This is a genomic window from Archangium violaceum, assembly GCF_016887565.1.
GTDB lineage: Bacteria > Myxococcota > Myxococcia > Myxococcales > Myxococcaceae > Archangium > Archangium violaceum_B.
This window is the reverse complement of record NZ_CP069396.1, coordinates 10407337-10428572: the sequence shown is the minus strand read 5'-3', so window position 1 is coordinate 10428572 and position 21236 is coordinate 10407337. Positions and strand designations below refer to the sequence as shown.

Genomic DNA, 21236 nt, shown 5'->3' with positions numbered 1-21236 from the left:
AGGGGAAGACGCGGACGGGGCGGGGCTCGAAGGGAGCCTCCCGCCCCGTCTGCGGGGTACCGCGTCTCAGCTGGCGGCGGGCTGCACGCCGACCGCCCCTTGCGGAGCGGGCGCGGACTGCTGGGGCCGGAACGCGAGCAGCCGGAGCCCGTTGGCGACCACGAGGAGCGTACTGCCCTCGTGCAGCACCACCGCGTGGCTGATCTGCGTGAGCCCGAGGACCGCGGCGATGACCAGGATGCCGCTCACCCCGAGGGAGATGACCAGGTTCTGCTTCATCACCGCGGTGGCCTTGCGCGCGAGCTCCAGGGCGAAGGGCAGCTTGGCGAGGTCGTCGCTCATCAGCACCACGTCGGCCGTCTCGAGCGCCGCATCCGAGCCGGCTCCGCCCATGGCCACGCCCACCGCGGCGGCGGCGAGCGCGGGCGCATCGTTCACGCCGTCGCCGACCATCGCCACCGAGTGCTGCTTGCCGAGCTCGCGCACGGCGGTGACCTTGTCTGCCGGCATCAGCGGCGCGCGTGCCTCGTCGATCCCCACCTGCGAGGCGATCGATTTGGCCACCCGCTCGTTGTCGCCGGAGAGCATCACCGTCCGCTCGATGCCCGCCTGCTTGAGGCTCTGGATGACGAGGTGTGCTCCGCCGCGCACGGTGTCCGCCACGCCGAGCACCCCGAGGTATCGCCCCGCCTTGCGCACCACCATCGTGGTCTGTCCCGCCTCCTCGAGCTTCCGCACCTCGGCGGAGATCTCCCGCGGGATGCTGTCCCCGTCGAAGAGCGCGAGGTTGCCGACCTCCACGGGTTGCTCGCCCACCTTGCCGCGGATGCCCTTGCCGTGGATGGCTTCGACATCCTTCCCCGCCGGGGCCTGGATGCCCTGCTCGGACGCCGCGTCCACCACCGCGCGCGCGAGCGGGTGCGCGGAGAGCGACTCGACCGCCGCGGCGGTGCCGAGCAGCTCCTCGCGAGTCACCCCCTGCGCCGGAGCGCTGGTGAGCAGCCGGGGCCGCCCCACGGTGAGGGTGCCCGTCTTGTCGAAGGCGATGGCCCGGATGTTCCCGAGCAGCTCCAGGTAGATGCCACCCTTGACCAGCACGCCGCCTCGCGCCGCCGCCGCCACCGCGGACAGCACGGCCGAGGGCGTGGAGATGGCCAGCGCGCACGGCGAGGCCGCGACGAGCAGCGACACCGCCCGGAGGATGGCCTCCTTGAGCGGCGTGCCCATCAGCACGAGCACCACCGGGAACAGCACCGCGGCGCCCATCACCAGCGGCGCGAAGGTCCGTTCCATCCGCTGGGCGAAGCGCTGGTTGGGGCCCTTCTGGGCCTCGGCCTGCGCCACCATGTCCACCACGCGCGCCAGCACCGACTCGGAGGACAGCTTGGTGACCTCCACCTCCAGCAGCGCCTCGCAGTTGATGGTGCCGGAGAACACCTCGTCCCCTGGCTTCTTGGGGACGGGCATGGACTCGCCGGTGATCGCCGCCTGCTCCAGCGAGCTCTTGCCCTCGCGGATGATGCCATCGAGGGGCACGCGGTCTCCCGGGCGCACGATGATGCGCTCGCCGCGTTGGACGTCGCCCACCGGCAGCTCGACGATGTCGTCCCCTCGCCGGACCCGCGCCATCTCGGGGCGCAGCGCGCTGAGCGACTCGATCGACCGGCGCGCCTTGTCCATCGCCCGGTGCTCCAGCGCATGGCCCGCGCTGAAGAGGAAAAGGAGGAAGGCGCCCTCGAACCACGCCCCGAGCACCGCGGCGCCGAGCGCCGCCACCACCATCATCGTCTCGATGTCGATGCGGCGCTGGAGGATGGACTGCACCGAGCCGCGGATGGCGAAGAAGCCGCCGCTCGCCATCGACAGGCCCCAGATGAGGGTCGGGACCAGGGCGGAGACGGGAGCGAAGCGCTCGACCAGCCAGCCGGCGACGAGCAGCACGCCGGAGGCCACCACCAGGGGCAGCTCGAGCTTGGGGGCCAGACCGCCGCCGTGCGCGTGGTGCGAGCAGGCATGGCCCGCGGTGGGCACCTCCAGCCCGTACCCGAGCGACTTCACGTTTGCTTCCACGTCGCTCAGCGTGAGCGTCTCGCGGTCGTACTCGATGACCAGACGCTCGCTCGCGTACGCCACGCTCGCGGAGAGGACGCCGGTGATCCGGCTGACGGCATGTTCGATCACCGTCGCCGAGTCGGCCGAGTTCATGCCGCGCACGAACCAGGTGTGCTGCTTGTAGCGCTCCGCCACCACGGCCCCGGTGCTCTGGGCGAGCGAGAGCAGGTGCTGCACGCTCACCAGCTCGGGCTGGTAGTGGATGCAGATCTCCGCGTGGCCGAGGTCCCTCCGGAGGTGGACGTCGGAGATGCCGCGGTGCGCTTCCAGGGCGGCCTCGAGCTTCTGGAAGCGGCCGACCTCGTCCGTCTCGCCGGGTAGGGTGCCCTCGAGATCCAACTGGAGCGCGATACCGCCACCCTCCGCGGCCCGGTGCGCGGGCGGGTGGATCCGCCGGGTCGACTGCGGGTGATGGTGGTCATGCCCGTGGCTGCACCCGGGTCCATGCTCATGACCATGGTCGTGGTCATGCGCGTGGTCGTGGTCATGACCGTGCGAGCAGGAAGGTCCGTGGACATGCGCCTTCTCGTGCGCATGGTCGTGGTCGTGTTTGCACCCGGGACCATGCACGTGCTTCTCACCGTGCTCGTGAGCGTGCTGCTTCTCATGAGCGTGGTCGTGCTTGCACCCGGGGCCGTGCACGTGCTTCTCGCCGTGCTCATGAGCGTGGTCGTGCTCATGCGCATGGTCGTGCTTGCACCCAGGTCCGTGGACGTGCCCGAGCACCCGGACGATCTTCTTCTGCTCCGACATGGCGCTCCTCGTCAGTGGCCGTGGCCGCGATGCTTGCGGGCTGGAGGGGCGGCGGGGGCGCGCGCCGGCTCGGGCGCGTGGTCCTCCTCCTCCTCGTGGTCTTCGTCTTCGTGCTCTTCGGGGATGGGCTGGGTGAAGCGCTGGCCAGCCACCTCGAGGGTGAAGGACTTGCACGTGGCGGGCACGTCGAACTCGAGCACCGCGGGCAGCCGGCCCTCGTAGCTCTTCAACGTCTGGCCCTTCTCGTCGTAGATGGTGCCGCCGGCGGCGACGGTCATCGTCTCGTCCACCAGCACCGCCACCAGCTCCGCCATCTCCTCCATGCGGTCGGCGATGCGGTGGCACCACAGGTGTCCCACGCCCGGATAGGTCTCGTGGGAGATGGCCTCCATCTGCTCCTCGTCCACCTGGTCGCCCACCCCGACGAACACGAAGTTCATCCGGGGCAGGCGGCCCGAGGCGATCTCCTTCGCCACCTGCGTGGCGTAGGCCTTCACATCGTTGCCATCGTTGATCTGCGAGTCGGTGATGATCACCGCCAGACCGCGGCGGGCACCGGCCTGCACCTGCTGCTTCATGTGAGCCACGAAGTCACGCAGCACCGGGAGCATCACCGTGGCCTTCCCGTAGAAGCGGGGGCCCGGGAAGCGGTAGTCCTTGGCCTGCGGACCGGTGAGCTCGCCCACCTCCTCGAGCTGGCTGCCGTCGCCGGTCGCCCAGTAGGCCACGCGCACCTTGCCGTCACGATCCTTGTTGGCGAGGTACTCGAGCATCCACCGCATCTGCGGCTCGACCAGGTTCTTCACCGGCGCGAGCTTGGCGAGCACGCCCCGCGGGCCGTACTCGTCTTCCATGCTCGCCGAGCCATCCATGTACAGGGCCACGTCGAGCCCCTCCACGGTCGGGTCGTGCAGCAGCGTGGCCACCACCCGGTTTCCCACCCGGTGGACGTCCGAGAACGGTTTGGCGATGACTTCGTGGCCGGCCATCAGTGGTGCTCCTCGTCGTGGTCGTCTTCGGGAAGCGGCTGGGTGTAGCGCTGGCCGTTCACCTCGAGGGTGAAGCTCTCGGTGCCCTCGGGCACGTCGAACTCGAGCACCGCGGGCAGCCGGCCCTCGTACGTCTTCAGCACCTTGCCCTTGTCGTCGTAGATGGTGCCGCCGGCGGCGACGGTCATCGTCTCATCCACCAGCACGGCCACCAGCTCGGCCACCTGGGTGATCTCCGCGGCGATGCGGTGGCACCACAGGTGTCCGACGCCCGGGAACTCCTCGTGAGCGATGTCCTCGAGCTGGTCCTCGTCGATGTTGTCACCGACGCCGACCAGGATGAAGTTGATGCGCGGCAGCTTGCCGGCGGCGACGTCGCGCGCCACCTGGGCCGAGAACTCCTTCACCTCGTCCGAGTCGTGCAGCTTGCCGTCCGTGACGAACACGGCGCACCCGCGACGGGCTCCCTTGGGAACCTGCTCCTTCAGGTAGCGCACGTAGTCCTTCATCGCCGGCGCCAGGTACGTGTAGCCCCCGAGGTTCTTCGGGCCGGGGAACTTGTACGACTTGACGTCCACGCCCTTGAGCTCGCCGATCACCTCCACGTCCTTGCCGGTGGAGCCGCAGGCCCAGTAGGCGACGCGGAGCAGACCGTTGCGGTCCTTGGTGGCCAGGTACTCGAGCATCCACTGCACCTGGGGCTCGACCTGGTTGGAGGCCTCCTTGAGGGGCGCACCACGCAGCCACTCCATGAAGGTGCGCGAGGGCTGCTTGTACTCGTACTCCTCCTTCATGCTGCCGGAGGCGTCCATGTAGATGGCCATATCCAGGCCTTCGACGGTGGGGTCGTGCAGCAGCACCGCGTGCACTCGCCCCTCCTCGACATGGAGATCCGAAAACGGCTCGACCGGTTTCTCGTGTCCCATTTTGCCCCTCTTTCCTGAGGGGGGAGACGGTATCGCCCCGAGAGCCGCCACCGCAACCGGGCTCAGTCCTCGAAATCGGACATCCAGTCCGGCTTCTTCGTCCCGGTAGGAGCGGGTGCGGACGGTCTGGCTGGCTTGGACGGCTTGGAGGGCTTGGAGGGTATCGAGGGCTGACGGGCCGGAGCGGGCGCGGAGCCGAAGTCGGCCATCCACTCGGGTGGGCCCACCGAGGGCGTACCTCGCGCGGGCGTCTCCTGCGCGAGGGTGAGCTTCGGTTTCGCACCGCCAGTGCGGGTGTGCGCGTCGAGGAAGTCCTTCATCCAGTCGCTCGGGCGCGGGGGCGCGGGCGGCGCGCGAGGAGGAATCGGGCGCTGGACGAGGGGCGTCTGTGCGGGGGAGGAGGCCCCGGGCGTGACGGGCATGGACCTCGCGGGCGTGTCGTTGCCGGGCCGCACCAGGGCTCGGAGCGCGCGCTCGGAGTCACTCGGCCAGCCGGGGAGCGCCGCGAGGGCGCGGCGGGCGAGCTCGAGGAACTCGGGCGCGGTGGCCTCCGGGGGGACCTTCACCTTCTCCCGGCGCAGCCACTCCGCGAGCCGGTTCACCAGTCCCGGGTGGTTGCGCCGCAGGGTGGCCACGTCGCCATTCACCTCGTAGCCGCGCACCTCGAGCTCCGCGATGGCCATGAGGCGGCTGGGGACGGGCAGCTCCATGTCCCGGAGCGCTTCCGGGCCGTTGTGCTCACGGGCGGAGGCCTGCAACTGGGTGAGGACGTCGTGGATGAGGCGTGCCACCACCGGACCGTTGGCGGCGTTGTGCGTCTGTAGCTCGGCGGGGACGGCGGGATAGGCGAGCACCAGCCCGCGGCCCTCGGCGAGGCGCTCGGGCCTGTCGCCGGGGAGGAGCGCGTGGTAGGCGCGCGGGGCGTACCTGCTCTCCGCGTCCTGCACGTAGTGGAAGGCCTCGGGCCCGCCAGCCACCAGCCCGGCGAGCACGTCGCCGCGGCTCACGGTGAGCTGGCCCGGGACGCGCTCCGGGAAATCGCTCGGCCAGGGACCGAGCAGGGTGCCGTAGAGATAGACCGGGTCGTTGACGCCCTGCGCGTCCTCCGGGTGCTCGATGAGCTCGACGGAGAAGAAGTACAGCTCGGAGGCGGAGAGCCGCCGGGGCGTGCGGCCGGAGGCGACCTCGTGGTGTGTCAGCTGGGCCCTGACGGAGGCGGGCAGGTTGTCGCGCTCGCTCGCGGGCACGGCGATCACGCCTCCCAGGGCGTCGGTGCCCACCAGCCACTCCTGCTCACCGAGGAGCCGGCTCTCCAGGCGGAACGCGTCCACCGCGTGCACCATCGCGGAAGGGTCGGGCCGGAGGGGCTCGGCCGGGCTCGCGGCATGGGGGACGAAGTAGCGGGGATGGCTCACGGGCGCAGGGTATAGGAAAAACGGGCGTCTCGTGCCGCCCGGGCTTTTGTACCGGGTGTGAATGGCGGGCCACGGGGGGCGCGGGTTAGATTATGGCCGCCTTGCCCGAGAACCCCCGACCCTCCGAATCCGCCCTCGACGGTGGTGAGACCCTCATCCGCCCCTCGGGTGCGCAGCACCTCCCCCAGGAAGCCGTTCCCGGGCCGCTCTTCGCCGGGCGTTATACCCTCCTGCGCATGCTCGGCCGCGGCGGCATGGGCACGGTGTACCAGGCGCGTGACAGCCTCGTCGGCGATGTGGTGGCCCTCAAGACGCTGGAGCTCGGCAAGGACGCCGGCTCGGACGCGTTCGAGCGCTTCAGCCGCGAGGTGCGGCTCGCCCGTCGCATCACCCACCCCCACGTGGCGCGGATGCACGACCTGGGAACGCATGAGGGCCAGTCCTTCCTCACCATGGAGTTCGTGGAAGGGGAGGACTTGCGGATGGTGCTCGCCCGCGAGCGCCCGCTGAGCGCCTCACGGGCCGCCCGCATCGCCCTGGCCGTGTGCGAGGGGCTGGCCGCGGCGCATGCCGCCGGGGTGGTGCACCGGGACTTGAAGCCAGCCAACATCCTCGTCGAGTCGGGGGGGCGCGTCGTCCTCACCGACTTCGGCATCGCCCGCGCGGTGGCGGGGGAGGCCGCCTCGCGGACCCAGGGCACCGTCGGCACGCCCATGTACATGGCGCCGGAGCAGGTGTCGGGCGACCCGGTGGATGCGCGCGCGGATCTCTACGCGGTGGGGTTGCTGCTGTTCGAGATGCTCACGGGCGAGCTGCCCTTCTCCGGCGAGACGCCCTGGGCCACCGCGCTGGCCCGCCTGCGCCAGCCCGCGCCGGAGCTCCGGACGCGCGCGACCGTCCCCGCGCCCCTCGCCGAGCTGGTGTCCCGCTGCCTGGCCCGTGCTCCCGAGGAGCGGCCGGCGAGCGCGCTCGAGCTGGCCGGGGCGTTGCGGGACTGGCTCGTCAGCGTGGGGGAGCCCACCCTGTCGGGCCCGCCCACCTTCGGGCCGATGACGGCGAACACCCCCGCGCCCCCCGCGTTGACGGGGTCCTCGCGCCACACGCCGCGCACCTCCACCTCGACTCCGGCGGTGAAGCAGGGCGTGGCCCTGCTGCCGTTGCGTTTCCAGGGCCCGCGCGATTCCGAGTACCTGGGGGACTCGCTGACCGAGGCGATCATCGACCAGCTGTCGCGGGCGCGCGGGCTGCGCGTGCCCGGCAGTGGGGTGACGGCGCGCTTCCGCGACGAGAGGGATCCTCGGACGGTGGGGCGGGAGCTCGGGGTGGAGCTGGTGGTGGACGGGACGGTGCAGTGCGCGGGCTCGCAGACGCGCGTGTCCGTGCGGCTGCTGGAGGCCCGCTCCGGTACGCAGTTGTGGAGTGGCCGCTTCGAGTACGCCTCCACCGATGCCTTCGAGCTGCAGGACCGGCTGGTGCCCCGCATCGCCGAGGGGTTGCGCGGCGAGCTGGTGCTGTCGGCCTGGCACGCGAACACGCCCCCCGAGGCGCTGGCGCTGTACCGGCAGGCGTCCGTCCATGTGCATGAGCCGTTCCGGGAAGGCCCCGACAGTCCGCTGAGCCTGCTGGAGTCCTGCCTGGAGCTGGCGCCGGACTTCCCACCGGCCATCTCGCTGCACGCCATCGCGAGCCTGCGCGCGTGGTTCTCGGCCTCACGGAGTGCCGAGCGGGACTGGGCCGCGGCAGGGCGCGCCAGCGTGGAGCGCGCCCTGCGGCTGGCGCCGGAGCTGGCCACGACACACCTGGCGCGGGCGATGCTGGCCGCCCAGCAGGACGACTGGCGCGCGGCGGTGGTGTCCCTGCGCACCTCCCTGGACATCGCGCCCCTGCACCCGGCCACGTTGCAGTACCTCGGCACCCTGCAGTGTGAGGCGGGTCGCGCGGACGAGGGCCTTCCCCGATTGCGGCTGGCCTACGAGTTGGATCCCAGCCATGTGGTGGTGCTGTTCGAGCTGGCCCGTTGCAGTGCCCTGCGCGGGAAGATGGACGACTACTGGTGGGCGATGGAGCGGCTGAGCGCGGCGACCCAGCACCGCTTCGGGGCCATGTCCCTGCGCGTGCGCGTGGCCGCGTGGACGGGAAACCAGGAGGAGCTGCGGCGGTGCCGGGACTCGTTGCTGGCGGACGAGCCGGAGTTCCCGGCCCGTGCGAGCAGGAACTACGTGAACGTGGTGCTCGGTGATGTGGACGTGCTCTCGCTGGTGCCGGAGTTCGAGCAGATGCTCTCCCAGGCGAGCAGCCCGCGCTTCGTCAGCTTGCTGTGCCAGATCTCCACCGAGATGCTGTGCATCGCCGGTCACGCGGAGCAGGCGCTGGCGTACTTCCAGCGGGCCGCGGACACGGCGCTCATCGACCTGGAGTGGATCGACCACTGCCCGGTGCTCCAGCCCCTCCGGGCGCTGCCGGGCTTCGCCGAGGGGCGCCGCAAGGTGCGCGCCCGGATCGAAGCCATCTGGAACGCGTGAGCCGCGGGCCCGCGGTAGACCCTCACCCCGGCCCTCTCCCAGAGGGAGAGGGTCGAACCTCGTTGCGCTTCATTCGTTGCACCAGTCCTCGCGCCACGCGGAAGCTGTTGGCCACGATGGTGAGCGTCGAGGGCACGCTGCCCGCGGTGGGCATGAAGCTGCCGTCCACCACGTAGAGGTTGGGCACCTCGTGCGCCCGGCACTCCTTGTTCAGCACCGAGGTGGCCGGGTCGTTCCCGAAGCGGCACGTGCCGTGCTGCAGGATGGTCGTCTCCCCGGCGATTCCCACGCGCTTCAGCTCGTCCGGGTCCAGCCGCATCAGGATTTCCTCGCCCCGCTCCACCAGGAAGCGCGTGGCGGCGAAGTCCATGGGGTGGCGGTCCATCGTGATGCCGGCCACGGGCAGGCCGTACTTGTCCTTCACGCCCGGCTCCACCGTCACGTAGGTGCCCGGGGTGGGGAGGAACTCGCCATACACCTCGAACTGGAGGATGCGCGAGTCGCGGTACTCCCGCATCCGGTCCTTCAGCGCCTTGCCGAAGACGCCGTTCTTGCCGCTGCCCGCGAGCCCCACCGCCGCGAAGATGGGGTTGGGGTGTGTCCACATGAAACCCAGCGTCCCGCCCTTGCGGAAGCCGAAGCGCTCGTCCGGCATCAGGTAGAAGTCCTGCACGCTCCGGTTCACGAAGGGCGCAGGGTCCGTCAGCCACGGCCGCGCCGCGCTCTGCTTCGACACGCGGAAGGTGGCGCGCGACTCGCCGAACGAGCTGAAGATGAGGTTCTTGCCCACCAGCCCGCTGCCGTTGGCGAGCCCTCGCGGGAAGCGGTTGGACACCGAGTTGAGCAGCAGCCGCGCGCTCTCCACCGCAGTGCAGGACACCACCACCACCTTCGCCGGCTGCTCCTGCTCCACCCCGTCCGCGTCCAGGTACACCACGCTCCGGGCCCGGCCCTCCTTGTCCACCTCCACCGAGCGCGCCATGCACCGCGGGCGCAGCTCCACGTTCCCCGTGGCCAGCGCCGCCGGGATGAGGTTCGCGTTGGTGCCGCTCTTGGCCCCCATCTCACAGCCGTAGCTGCCGCACAGCGCGCAGTAGGCGCACCCCGCGCGTCCCCGGTAGGGCCGGCTGATGATGCCTCGCGCCGTGGGCAGGCTGTGCCACCCCATGTCCCCGCACACCCGGTCCAGCTCCCGGGCGATGGGGTGCACGTCCAGCGGTGGCAGCGGGTACGGGCCCTTGCGCGGCTCGGCGAAGGGGTGGGGCACGGCCTCGCCGGACACGCCCAGCTCGGCCTCGGCCACGTCGTAGAAGGGCGCCAGCTCCTCGTAGGAGATGGGCCAGTCCGCGAGCGTGCTGCCCTTCACGGCGCCCAGTGTCGAGCGCAGCCGGAAGTCCACCGGCTTGAGCCGGTAGAAGTAGCCGCTCATGTGCACCGTGCCGCCGCCCACGCAGTTGGCCGTCCACGCGGAGTTGGTGCGCTCGTAGCGGCCCGCCGCGCCCTGGCGTACCAGGTGGGGCTCTTCCCATGGCAGCGGCATGAAGAAGTTGCGGCGGCTGTTGAGGATTTCGTCGTGGATGAAGTCCTTGGGTTGGTAGTGCGCTCCCTTCTCCAGCACCACCACCTTGAAGCCCGCGCGCCCCAGCTCCAGCGCCATGGGGGCTCCGCCCGCGCCACTGCCGATGATGCAGACGTCCACCGGCTCCTTCGTCACGGGTGCCTCCCGCACGTCTTCAAGCACTTCATGCCGTCATGTCCCTCGGGCGGCGCGGAGGCCACCGTGCCCACCGTGTCGAAGCCCACCAGCTTCCAGCCCACCCGCTCCTTGTTGCCGCCGTAGGACGGGTCCCCGAGGAAGCCCTCCAGCGTCAGCACCATCAACAGCTCGAAGAAGTGCGCCTCGCCGCTGCCCGCGGGGCTGTCCTTGAAGAGGCCGAGCAGCTCGTCCTGCTGGGCGGGCGTGGCCTGGGCGAAGCCCACCTGGAACATCCGCTGCGAGCGCCGCTCCAGCGCGGCCACGCCCTGCATGAAGTCCTGGCGCATCTGCTCGAGCTCCGGCGACTGGAGCATCCGATCGATGTAGGCGGGCACGTCCGCGTCCTTCGCGCCGGGGTCCTCGTCGCGCGGGAGGATGCGCTCGCTGGCGGCGGCCACCACGGCGTACTCGGCCCGGGTGAAGGTGCGGGGCGAGGCGTCGTTCGCCGCCGCAGCCTGGGTGTTGGCGGGAGCGGGGGGCTCGGAGGACGGGCCGCGCTTGCAGGCCGCGCCGCCGAGGAGCACCACGCCGCCACCGAAGAAGGACAACCGCTGGAGGAAGGATCGCCGGTCCATGTACGCCCAAGCCTAGCCCAGCTGGCGTAGGATGGGGTCCTTGCTTGATTCACAACCAAGGAGACGCTCCATGAGACGGCAGGGATGGGCGCTGGGCCTGGCGCTCGCGTTGGCGTGTACCCCCGATGAGCCGCGTCCCCCCGATGCGGGCACCGGCGACGACAACACCGACACCCTCAACGGGTTGTCCCCCTTCACCCGGGTCGTCCTCGACACGACGGCCACGGAGTTGCAGCCGATCGCGCTCGCGGTGGGGCCGCAGGACCGGGTCGGCGTGGCCTACATCAGCCGCGTGACGGGGACGAAGAACTACGAGATTCGCTTCATCGAGTGGAAGGACGGCCAGGCCTCGCAGCCCGAGCGCGTCGCCACGGTGGAGGTGGTGAGTGGCGTGTCGGTGGCGTACGACTCCACGGGCAAGGCGGCGGTGAGCTACCTCGGTGGTGGTGCTGACCAGTCCGTTGAGTGGGTGCAGAGCGATCTCGCCGTGTCGTACCGCAACGCGCCCGGAAGCTGGGCGGAGAGAATCCCGGCCACCCGGAGCAACAACGCGCCGACGGGCAACGCCCTGGCGGACTCGGGCTTCCTGGTGGGTCTCAACCCCGCCATCGTCTTCGACGGCACGAAGGCCTACGTCGCGTACCGGGACGGGCACAACGGCCAGTTCGGCAAGCAGGACTGGGAGGGCAGCGACCTCGAGCTGGTCGAAGGCGGCCCGACGAGCTGGGCCCCCAGGATGTTGGCCATGTCGGCCGACACCAAGGCGGGGTATGGCGGCCACATCTCCATGGTGATGGCGGGAGGACAGCCCGCGCTGGTGCACGACCAGGTGCTGGATAGCGCGGATGCCCGGGGCCGCAACGTGCTCTTCCAGCGCCGCAAGCCGGACGGCACCTGGACGACGGCGCTGCGGGTGCAGACCGTCTCCGACACGCAGCTGGGCGCGAGCCTCGGGTGGGACAGCCAGGTGGGCTACGGAGTGGCGGTGGTGGACCGCACCAGCAACAAGCTCACCTATACTTTCTCCAAGGACGGCGTCTCCTGGTCGGAGCCGGACCCGGTGTTCCAGTCGGGCGCGGGCGGCTGGTACCCGTCGCTGGCCTTCGACCCCGTGCATCACGAGCCGCACATCGCCTATTACATCTGCTCCAACAACGTGAGCGCCAACGAGCAGAGCTGCGACCCGCGCGTGGACGAGCTGCACATCTCGGCCTTCATCGAGCAGAACTGGAATGACGTGCTGGTGGATGCCGCGGGCGGGTGGGGGGCGAAGCTGGCCTTCCTGTCCACGGGCAAGCGGGTGGTGGCGTACCGCGCGCCGGACTCGGGCGTGGTGAAGCTGGCGGTGGAGCCGTGAGGCGAGTGGCGTGCCTGGCGGTGGTGGTGTGCGGCGTGCTGGTGGGGTGTGGAGGGGACAACTCGCTGTCGGGCAGCGTGGGGGACCTGTTCCCGCTGGAGGTGTCGCGCGTGGAGGTGCAGCGCAACGCCCAGGCGCTGCAGGTGAGCTACTACCGCAGCACGGCCACGGACGTGGACCTGGTGGTGCGGTTGAGCGTGGACACGGAGGGGTTGGAGCTGAAGCCGGGGAAGGAGGTGGACCTGGCGGGGCAGACGCCGTCGGGGCACGCGCGGGCGACGGTGGTGCACCTGGCGGCGGGCGAGCCGGCGCGTGTCTTCGCGCCGGTGGAGAACGGCGACCTGGTGCTGGACGAGGGCGGCAACCCGGGCGAGCCGACGCGCGGCGACTTCTCGCTGTCCTTCAAGGAGGGTGAGGGCTACGGCGCGGGCCGGACGCTCGGCGGGCGTTTCTCGGCGGTGGCGTCCGACGCGGGCTTTGGCCCCGAGCCCCCTCAATAGGAGGGAGCGGAGGCAAAGAAGTCCGCCTTCCGCTATGGGAGGGAGCGTGATGAGAACCGCGTTGCTGCTCCTTCCCGCCCTGCTCGCCACGGGATGCGGATTGACCACCCAGGTGCGCCCGGTGCCGCGTGGCACCCTCCAGATCGAGGGGGCCGCCGGCGGGCCCCTGGTGAAGCTGGGTCCGGTGCTTCCGGTGCCGCTGAGCACCGTGGGCGCCCGCTACGGCGTGGCCGACCGCGTCGACGTGGCCGCCCATGCGCACCTCACCTCGCTCGCCTTCGGGGTGGCGGGCCTGGACGTGGGAGGCAGCGGGTTGGTGCTCGAACAGGACGGCGCGGTGCCGGCCGTCTCCCTGGGCGGCCGCGTCTACGGCTTCACCAGCGTCCTCTCCTCGCGGCGCGCCTCCCCTCGCGCCTACGTCGAGGTGTCGCCCACCGTCAGCTACCTGCTCGGCGGGCGTTTCCTCTCCTATGTCTCGGCCACCGGCCTGGTGCAGCTCGCGGGGGGGCGGCCCCTGCTGTCGCTGGCGGCGGGCGAGGAGGTGCGGCTGGGGCAGTGGGGCGTGCAGTTGGACCTGCGCTGGTACCAGCCCGATTACGCCACCCGCTTCAACGCGGCGGACTGGCAGGGCCTCCAGGGCATGGGGGCGCTGGGCGTCGTGCTGGGCGTGAACTACCGCTTCGGAGGTGACGAGAGATGAGCCGCCGCGCGCTGCTGCTGGGAACCCTGCTGGCCGCGGTGGGCATCGGGGCCTGCTACTCGTTGGATCCCTTCCTCTACTCGCGCACGCGGGTGGACCACTACACGCTCCCCGCCGAGGGCGACACGCCCGAGGAGACGGTGTCCCCCGACCGCATCGAGCCGGTGGAGCTCGTGGTGGACGAGCACGTGCGGCTGGGGGCCGCGTACGTGAAGTCCGCGCAGCAGCCGCCCCTCGGCTACGTCCTCTACTTCCACGGCATCTGCTGCAACCTGGACGTGCACATCGCCCGGCCCAAGGGCCTGGCCAACCTCGGCTACGACGTGCTCGTCTTCGACTACCGCGGCTGGGGCACCTCCACCGACGTGGAGCCCACCGAGCAGGGCCTGCTCGAGGACAGCCGGGCGGCGCTCGCCTGGCTCGGCGCGCGCTCGGGTCTTCCGGCGGACCGGCTCGTCTACTACGGGCGCTCTTTCGGCACGGCGGTGGCCACCCAGCTCGCGGCGGACACGTCCCCCGCGGCCCTCATTCTCGAGTCTCCCTTCAGCTCCGTGCAGGGACTGGTGGGGGACTCCAGCAACATGGACGTCCCCGCCGGTTTCGTCTCCCAGGGCGCCTGGGACACCGAGGGCCGCATCCGCGCCATGCGGGGGGTGCCCCTGCTGCTGTTGCACGGCGCCGCGGACGACTTCGTCCGCCCCGAGTTCTCCGAGCGTCTCTTCTCCGGGGCCCAGGAGCCCAAGCGGCTCGTCGTGGTGGAGGGCGCCGACCACGATGACGTCCCCCAGCGCCTGGGTGTGGACTACGCGCCCACCTTGGCTGACTTCCTCGCCGGTACTCGCGCACGCCCGTGAGGTCTCTCTCTCACTTGGAGTCACATCCCGAGCGGCATCCTGGTATTACTGGGATGTAGGCCCTGGGAGATTGATTTCATTTTTCGGGTGATCCGGGTGTAAAAATACAGTGCCCGGTTTGAGTCGGCCGTACGCGGACAATCACGGGAGTGCCGAGAACGAGGCGAGGAGTTAGACGACTCCGTCGCCGTGGTCCGTCCCAGCCAAGAGAGGGGAGGGGTATGGATGCTGTCTGATACCCTGGAGAAGCGTTGGAGCGGCATCCGTGGTCGGATGCTGTGTGTCCTGGGTGCGCTGCTGCTCACCGCGTGCACCGGCGAGTCGTCGTTGGATGCGGAGTCCTCCCCGGCTCCGGTGCCCAAGGCAGCCGCGGCGCGCTCCATCATGAGCGCGCGCCCGCCGGGGGTGGTCAGCACCAACAAGGTGCTCATCCTGGACAGCACGGTCAGCAATGGCGAGGACAGCATCGAGGCGAGCCAGGCCAGGAGCCTGGGCTACCAGGTGCACTTGGTCAGCGACGCGGAGTGGGCCGCGATGAGCGCGGCGGACTTCGCCACCTATCGCGCCATCATCCTGGGGGATGCCGAGTGCGCGGGCCTGACGGTGGTGCAGGCGGCGTTGAACAACCGCCACGTGTGGGGCCCCGTCGTCGACGGCAACGTCATCATCGTGGGCACCGACTTCGCGTTCCACAAAGAGTACACGGGCACGCAGAACTCCATCGGGTTCGCGGCCTATCAGCAGGGCAAGACGGGCGCCTACATCAGCCTGAGCTGCTACTACCACGCCATCAAATCGCAGACGCAGGTGAAGCTGCTCGAGCCGTTCGGTTCCTTCTCCGTGACGGGCGTGGGCTGCTACGACGACGCCCATATCGTGGCCAGTCATGATGCGCTCGAGGGCCTGACGGATCGCCTCCTCTCCGGCTGGAACTGCTCCGTGCACGAGGCCTTCGATGTGTACCCGGACGCGGACTTCACGGCGCTGGTGATTGCCCGGGATGCGGCGACGGGACCCCGCTGGCCGGGCTCGCGGGACTTCGCGGACGGCTCGCATGGCGTGCCCTACATCCTGGCGCGCGGTGCCACCCCCGTGCTGTGCGGCGACGGGGTGGTGCAGTACCCCGAGGAGTGCGACTCCGGTTCTCTGACGAATGGCACCCCGGGGACGGCGTGCTCGGCCGTGTGCCGCCTGCACTGGTGCGGTGACGGCGTGAAGGACCCTGGCGAGGAGTGCGACACCGGTGCTGGCAACGGCTCCGGCTCCTGCAGCGCCTCGTGCAGGTCCGTTGGCGAGCCCACCGCCCATCCTCCCGTGGCCCTGTGCAAGGACCTGGACGTGACGGCCGGCGACCAGTGCGGCACCGGTTCCGTGAACAATGGCTCGTACGACCCGGATGGGGACCTGAGCGCCTGCACCCAGTCGCCGGAGGGCCCCTTCGGGCCTGGCAACACCACCGTGACGTTGATGTGCGTGGACCAGACGAACCTGCGGTCCTCCTGCACGGCACGGGTGCGCGTGACCGACAGCACGGCCCCGTTCATCTATTGCCCGGAGGATGTAGCGGCCGAGTGCTCCGAGGACCTGATGCTCGACCCGGGTCTGGCGGTCGCCACCGACAACTGCGGTGAGCCGAGCGTGAGCGCCGACCATGGCCCTGGCAGCTTCCCGCCGGGCTCCACGACGGTGAATCACACCGCCAAGGACTCCTCCGGGAACACCGCCACCTGCACCAGCACGGTGAAGGTGCTGGACACCCGCGCTCCCATCGTGGCGCTGTTCGGCGACTCCACGGTGACCGTGGAGTGCCAGACCCCGTACGTCGAGCCCGGTGTGGACGTCTACGACGGGTGCGAGGGAGACCTGAGCGCCCAGGTGGCCGTCTCCGGCTCCGTCGATACGAAGGTACCGGGCACGTACACGCTCACCTACGAGGTGAAGGACTCGTCCGGCAACGTCGGCAGCGAGACCCGCACGGTCAAGGTCGTCCCCGGCGCCTCCGGCACTTGTGGCACGGGGGGTGAGGGTGACAAGGGCTGGGTCCTCACGGGCGGCATGGCCCTGCCTCGCCTGCTGCACTCCGCCACGCTGCTCGAGAATGGCCGGGTGCTGGTGGCCGGCGGCTACAACGTCACCTCGGAGCTGTACGACCCGGCGGCCAAGGCCTGGTCGGCCACGGGCAACAGCCTCACCACGCACCGCGGCCACACGGCCACGCGGCTGCGGGATGGCCGGGTGCTCGTCGCCGGTGGTGGCCAGGACGTGTTCTCCGGCATCACCGCGGAGCTGTACGTCCCGTCGCGGGGCCAGTGGGAGTCGGCGGGCCGGCTGAACCAGCTGCGCTTCCACCACGCCGCGGTCCTGCTGCCCGACGGCAAGGTGCTGGTGGCTGGTGGTAGCCCCGAGGAGTATGGCGACGGCGTGCTGGCCTCGGCCGAGCTGTATGACCCGGGTCTGGGCACCTGGTCGTTCACCGGTGGCCTGAACACGGCCCGGCGCTTCCACACCCTGACCCCGCTGTCCAACGGCAAGGTGCTGGTGACGGGTGGCTTCGATGCCTCCGGTGCGCGCGTCTCCTCGGCGGAGCTGTATGACCCGGCCACGGGCGAGTGGACGGCCGTGGCTGGCATGGGCACGGGCCGCGCGTACCACTCGGCCACCTCGCTGAAGAATGGCAAGGTGCTGGTGGCGGGCGGCGCGGGCCTCGACGTGCCGCTCAGCGCCTCGGCGGAGCTGTATGACCCGGCCACCAACACCTGGTCGGCCACCGGGAGCATGGGCACGCCGCGCCGGTACCACTCGGCCACCGAGCTGAAGGACGGCAAGGTGCTGGTGTCGGGCGGCTACCACGACTCCCAGGGCATCCTGTACTCGGCCGAGCTGTACGACCCGGCCACGGGGACCTGGAGCGCCACCACGGCCATGAACGTGGACCGCTTCCAGCACACGGCCACGCTGCTGGACAACGGCACGGTGCTCGCGGTGGGCGGCGCCAGCAACCACGACCAGGCCTCGTCGGAGGTCTTCAACCCGGCGAACCCGTAGTCGCGGCTCCAGACGGGCTCTCATGCGGGGGGCGCGAGGCTCCTGGGACCTTCCCCGGGCCCGCGCCCCCCGTGTTTTTCGGAGGAAGTGGATGGTTCATCGAGCCATGGCATGGGGCGGGCTGCTGGTGCTCGCGCTGGTGTGGAGCGCTCCGCGGGTCCGGGCGGAGAGTCCGGCTCCCGGATGCGCTCCTCCCCCGGCGCTGCTCGGGGACGTGTCGCCGGGGCCGGGCAGCGCGTTGCCCTCGTCCTTCGTGCGCATCGGGGAGACGGTCTATTTCGTCGCCGATGACGGCGTTCACGGCACCGAGCTGTGGAAGAGCGATGGCACCCAGGCCGGCACGGTGCTGGTCAAGGACATCCAGCTCGGACCGAACGGCTCCAGGCCCAACCGGCTGACGCGGCTGGGGGAGATGCTCCTCTTCCTGGCGAACGATGGCGTCAACGGCATCGAGCTGTGGAGGAGCGATGGGACGAAGGTCGGCACGGTGATGGTCCGGGAGATCGGCGAGGGGCCCGAGTCCGGCGAGACGACGGACATCGTCACGCTGGGCGGGAGGGCGTGGTTCACCGCTGGCGACCATGTGACGGGCCGCGAGCTCTGGGTGACGGACGGGACGTTCTCCGGCACGACGCTGGTCAAGGACATCCACCCCGGCGTCGCGAGCTCCATGGTGGCCGGGACGCTGACGGTGGTGGGCGACAGGCTCTTCTTCGGCGCGGATGCTCCGGACCATGGCATCGAGCTGTGGAAGAGCGATGGGACGGCGGAAGGCACGGTGCTCGTCAGGGACATCGCCACGGGCACCTATTCCAACGCGAACCCCCGGGCGCTGACGGTGGTGGGGGACACGCTCTTCTTCGTGGCCACGGATGGCACCTCGGGAATCGATCTCTGGAAGAGCGATGGGACGGAAGCCGGAACGGTGCGCGTCCGGGACATCTTCGGCAGGGTGTCCCACCCCGCGCCCCAGAACCTGAGGGCCGTGGGAGGCCGGCTCTTCTTCAGCCTGGATGACACCGTGCATGGCTCCGAGCTCTGGACGAGCGACGGCACCGCGGAGGGCACGGTGATGCTCGCGGACCTCTTCGCGGGGAGCGAGGGCTCGCGTCCGAGCTCCTTCGCCGCAGTGGGCGGGGTGCTCTACTTCGCGGCGGATGACGGCCTGGGTGGCGCCGAGCTGTGGAAGAGCGACGGCACGGCGGTGGGCACGGTGCGCGTCCGGGACATCCAGCCCGGGAGTGGTGGCTCATCACCGCGGTTGCTGACGGCCGGGGGCTCGCTGCTCTTCTTCGTGGCGGACGATGGCACCGGCGCCGAGCTGTGGAGGAGCGACGGGACGGAGGAGGGCACCCAGCAGGTGATGGACCTGGGCGCCGATGCCACCGTGGCCGGACCGGGCAACCTGACGTTCACGGGGGGCGTCCTCTACTTCGCCGCCGATGCTGGGGCGTTGGGACGGGAGCCGTACTCGGTGTTCCCGAAGTTCTTCGAGGACTGTTCGTCGCCGGGCACCGAGCCGCCCGGGACCGGGTGCGGCTGTGTCTCGGGCTTCGCGGCGGACGCGCCCTGGCTGCTGCTGGGAGTGCTCGCCCCGCTGATGGCGAGGCGGCGCCGGCCCACGCCTTGAGCGCCCGGGACGGGCCTCCTCACGTCACGGCCTGCTGGAGGCCTGGGCCGCCCGCTTCTCGAAGACGTAGCGCAGTTGCGGCATCTCCAGCACGAGCGTGGTGTGCTCCGCCTCCTTCCGGGGCTGGAGCTCGGTGCCGGCCATCGGCGGGTCCATGAGGACGAGCGTGCGCGCGCCGTTCTTCTCCCGCCTCTCGCCCAGGGTGCTGCGCCACTCGCCCGCGTCGAGCACCGCGCTCGAGCCCTCGACGCGCAGGGTGATGCGTCCGAGGCCCGCGTTGTACCAGGTGCCGGCCAGGGTCTTCACCCAGGCCAGGTCGGGCTTGGCGCGGATGGCGGACAGCTCCTTCTCGGACTGCTCGCGCTGGTTCTTCAGGGCGAAGTCGAGCTGGGCGCGGGCCTCGTCGCGGCCGTCGAAGAGCAGCTCCAGGAACTTGCGGCGGACGGCGTTGCGGAAGGGGCCATCCCCCTGCACGTTCGTGAGCAGGACGACGCCGACGTTGGCATCGGGCAGGAAGAACATGTCCGAGCTGAAGCCCAGCGTGTTGCCGCCGTGGTGGATGACGCGGGCGCCGTGGTCCTCGCCCACCATGAGTCCCAGCCCGTAGCTCATGGTGTCGGTGATCTTCACCTGCGGCTCGCGGCGCGCGAGCATGTTGGCCTCGGAGACGAGCTTCTGGCCCTCGGGCGTGCGGCCCTTGGAGAGCTCGAGCATCACGTAGCGCTCCATGTCCCGGAGGTTGGACCAGGCGCCGCCGGCGGGGCGGACCGGGACGATGACCTCGTCCTGGGACAGGGGCAGGGGCGTGTAGTCGAGCGTGAGGGTCATCCCATGCGGCGAGGCGTGGTCCTGCTTCGCCGCGCGGGCGAAGTCGAAGGTGGTGGACTTCATGCCCAGGGCGTCGAAGATGCGCGACTGCATCACGCGGTCATATGCCTGGCCGAGCGGGAACAGGGGCTCGGCGGTGTGCGCGGCCATGTAGCCGCCAGCGGTCACCATGGGGTTGCTGTACTGGAAGGTCTCGCCGATGCCGGTGGTGGGCTTCATCCGCCGCATCTCGGCGATGCGCTGCTCGCCGGTGACGCCCGCGTACTCGAAGATCATCTCCATGTCCTGGCGCGGCATGCCGGTGCAGGCGCACACGGTGTTGCGCACGGTGAGCTTCTTCGTCACCTCGGCGTCGGCGAGCGAGAAGTCGGGCAGGAGCCGGGTGGCGGGGGTGTCCCAGTCGAAGAGGCCCTCGTCCACCAGCCGCGCCATCATCAGCGTGGTGAGCGACTTGCTCGTGGAGCCGATGAGGAAGAGCGTCTCCGGCGTCACCGGCTCCGGCTTGCCGAGTTCCCGCGCCCCGAAGCCCTTCTCGAGGAGGACCTGGTTGCCCTGGACGACGGCGACGGCCACGCCTGGAATCTTCATCGTCTTGCGGGCCTGCTCGATGAAGGACTCGAAGGACCGGAGGCGCTCGGCGGTCAGCGGCAGCGGGGCCTTGCCGGCGAAGGACTCCTCGCCGAGCCGGGCCGACTTGAAGCCGAGGAGGACTTGAGCGGCCTGGGCCCCCCGGCGATCCATGGCGGCCGCGGCGCCATCCAGGAGGACGACGTAGTTGGTGTCACCCTTGCGCCGGGCGAGGCCGACGACGACGCGCGCCTCCTGGGGCGGAGGCTCGTAGGTGTTCTGGAAGATTTCGTCCCAGCCATCCTGTGCGGGCGGGTGGGCCGCGTGCTTCACGGGGAGGGCGAAGTCGGGCCGGGTCTGCTTCCAGGCGGCGGCGAGGGCGCGCTCGGCGGAGGGGCCGGGCACCTCCAGGAGGGTGAGGCGGAGCTGCCGCTCGGGGTCCTCGAGCAGCAGGTGCCCGTCCCGCTCGGTGACGTACCACCCGGCGGACACGGTGAAGGGCGTGCTCGAGGCCGTCTTCAGGGGCGTGGCCGCGTCGAGCTTCCGGCCCTGGGCGGAGGAGGTGGTGACCTGAGCCACCGGGGAAGGGGAGGCCGGAGCGACGGTGTTCTGGGCCGCGGTACAGGAGGTGAGCAGGAGCAGGGGCAGGGCGCGGATGCGCATGGCTTGGGGTCTCCGGTCGGGGCGGATGGCTTCCAGAAGGTTGG

14 protein-coding genes are annotated in these 21236 nt (G+C 70.6%); 7 read left to right on the top strand and 7 right to left on the bottom strand.

Annotated features, from left to right (window positions below; translation table 11 throughout):
• Positions 1-66 precede the first annotated feature (66 nt).
• The 4 genes from JRI60_RS41455 to JRI60_RS41440 form a co-directional block, all read right to left on the bottom strand.
• Complete coding sequence (locus tag JRI60_RS41455) at positions 67-2865, bottom strand: heavy metal translocating P-type ATPase (RefSeq protein WP_204221581.1); 2799 nt, start codon at positions 2863-2865, stop codon at positions 67-69.
• A gap of 11 nt (positions 2866-2876) precedes the next feature.
• The gene (locus JRI60_RS41450; RefSeq protein ID WP_204221580.1) at positions 2877-3854 is read right to left on the bottom strand and encodes a vWA domain-containing protein; all 978 of its coding nucleotides are present in this window, start codon (positions 3852-3854) and stop codon (positions 2877-2879) included.
• Positions 3854-4780: a vWA domain-containing protein gene (locus JRI60_RS41445; protein ID WP_204221579.1), complete on the bottom strand. Its 927-nt coding sequence runs from the start codon at positions 4778-4780 to the stop codon at positions 3854-3856. The genes JRI60_RS41450 and JRI60_RS41445 overlap by 1 nt, the downstream gene beginning before the upstream one ends.
• Positions 4781-4842: 62 nt before the next feature.
• Positions 4843-6195: a hypothetical protein gene (locus tag JRI60_RS41440; RefSeq protein ID WP_204221578.1), complete on the bottom strand. Its 1353-nt coding sequence runs from the start codon at positions 6193-6195 to the stop codon at positions 4843-4845.
• Between the two features lie 101 nt (positions 6196-6296).
• Between JRI60_RS41440 and JRI60_RS41435 the strand changes: the two genes are divergently transcribed.
• Positions 6297-8717 carry a serine/threonine-protein kinase gene (locus JRI60_RS41435; RefSeq protein ID WP_239470035.1) on the top strand — a complete coding sequence of 807 codons (2421 nt, stop codon included), beginning with the start codon at positions 6297-6299 and terminating at the stop codon, positions 8715-8717.
• 22 nt (positions 8718-8739) lie between these two features.
• Here the strand turns inward: JRI60_RS41435 and JRI60_RS41430 are convergent, their stop codons facing one another.
• The gene (locus JRI60_RS41430) at positions 8740-10374 is read right to left on the bottom strand and encodes a GMC family oxidoreductase (RefSeq protein ID WP_430384420.1); all 1635 of its coding nucleotides are present in this window, start codon (positions 10372-10374) and stop codon (positions 8740-8742) included.
• 53 nt (positions 10375-10427) lie between these two features.
• On the bottom strand, positions 10428-11048 hold the full coding sequence (locus JRI60_RS41425) for a gluconate 2-dehydrogenase subunit 3 family protein (protein ID WP_204221574.1): 621 nt from the start codon (positions 11046-11048) through the stop codon (positions 10428-10430).
• Between the two features lie 70 nt (positions 11049-11118).
• Between JRI60_RS41425 and JRI60_RS41420 the strand changes: the two genes are divergently transcribed.
• The 6 genes from JRI60_RS41420 (at position 11119) to JRI60_RS41395 (ending at position 19134) form a co-directional block, all read left to right on the top strand.
• Positions 11119-12405: a hypothetical protein gene (locus tag JRI60_RS41420; RefSeq protein ID WP_204221573.1), complete on the top strand. Its 1287-nt coding sequence runs from the start codon at positions 11119-11121 to the stop codon at positions 12403-12405.
• Complete coding sequence (locus JRI60_RS41415; protein ID WP_204221571.1) at positions 12402-12905, top strand: hypothetical protein; 504 nt, start codon at positions 12402-12404, stop codon at positions 12903-12905. Before JRI60_RS41420 ends, JRI60_RS41415 begins: the two co-directional genes overlap by 4 nt.
• A 49-nt stretch (positions 12906-12954) precedes the next feature.
• The gene (locus JRI60_RS41410) at positions 12955-13605 is read left to right on the top strand and encodes a hypothetical protein (RefSeq protein WP_204221569.1); all 651 of its coding nucleotides are present in this window, start codon (positions 12955-12957) and stop codon (positions 13603-13605) included.
• Positions 13602-14459 (top strand): alpha/beta hydrolase, encoded by an 858-nt coding sequence (locus JRI60_RS41405; RefSeq protein WP_204221567.1) that lies wholly within the window; start codon positions 13602-13604, stop codon positions 14457-14459. The genes JRI60_RS41410 and JRI60_RS41405 overlap by 4 nt, the downstream gene beginning before the upstream one ends.
• Before the next feature lie 225 nt (positions 14460-14684).
• The gene (locus JRI60_RS41400; RefSeq protein ID WP_204221566.1) at positions 14685-17504 is read left to right on the top strand and encodes a kelch repeat-containing protein; all 2820 of its coding nucleotides are present in this window, start codon (positions 14685-14687) and stop codon (positions 17502-17504) included.
• A gap of 91 nt (positions 17505-17595) precedes the next feature.
• A complete protein-coding gene (locus JRI60_RS41395) occupies positions 17596-19134 on the top strand; it encodes an ELWxxDGT repeat protein (protein ID WP_204221564.1) in 1539 nt (512 codons plus the stop codon).
• Between the two features lie 24 nt (positions 19135-19158).
• Here the strand turns inward: JRI60_RS41395 and JRI60_RS41390 are convergent, their stop codons facing one another.
• Positions 19159-21192, bottom strand: a complete 2034-nt coding sequence (locus JRI60_RS41390; RefSeq protein WP_204221562.1) for a serine hydrolase domain-containing protein — start codon at positions 21190-21192, stop codon at positions 19159-19161.
• Positions 21193-21236: the final 44 nt, after the last annotated feature.

Coding starts and splice junctions, on each gene's coding strand:
- JRI60_RS41410 (WP_204221569.1), top strand. CDS start 12,955: ATGAGAACCGCGTTGCTGCTCCTTCCCGCCCTGCTCGCCACGGGATGC.
- JRI60_RS41445 (WP_204221579.1), bottom strand. CDS start 4,780: ATGGGACACGAGAAACCGGTCGAGCCGTTTTCGGATCTCCATGTCGAG.
- JRI60_RS41455 (WP_204221581.1), bottom strand. CDS start 2,865: ATGTCGGAGCAGAAGAAGATCGTCCGGGTGCTCGGGCACGTCCACGGA.
- JRI60_RS41395 (WP_204221564.1), top strand. CDS start 17,596: ATGGTTCATCGAGCCATGGCATGGGGCGGGCTGCTGGTGCTCGCGCTG.
- JRI60_RS41405 (WP_204221567.1), top strand. CDS start 13,602: ATGAGCCGCCGCGCGCTGCTGCTGGGAACCCTGCTGGCCGCGGTGGGC.
- JRI60_RS41390 (WP_204221562.1), bottom strand. CDS start 21,192: ATGCGCATCCGCGCCCTGCCCCTGCTCCTGCTCACCTCCTGTACCGCG.
- JRI60_RS41420 (WP_204221573.1), top strand. CDS start 11,119: ATGAGACGGCAGGGATGGGCGCTGGGCCTGGCGCTCGCGTTGGCGTGT.
- JRI60_RS41430 (WP_430384420.1), bottom strand. CDS start 10,374: ATGGCGCTGGAGCTGGGGCGCGCGGGCTTCAAGGTGGTGGTGCTGGAG.
- JRI60_RS41425 (WP_204221574.1), bottom strand. CDS start 11,048: ATGGACCGGCGATCCTTCCTCCAGCGGTTGTCCTTCTTCGGTGGCGGC.
- JRI60_RS41400 (WP_204221566.1), top strand. CDS start 14,685: ATGCTGTCTGATACCCTGGAGAAGCGTTGGAGCGGCATCCGTGGTCGG.
- JRI60_RS41450 (WP_204221580.1), bottom strand. CDS start 3,854: ATGGCCGGCCACGAAGTCATCGCCAAACCGTTCTCGGACGTCCACCGG.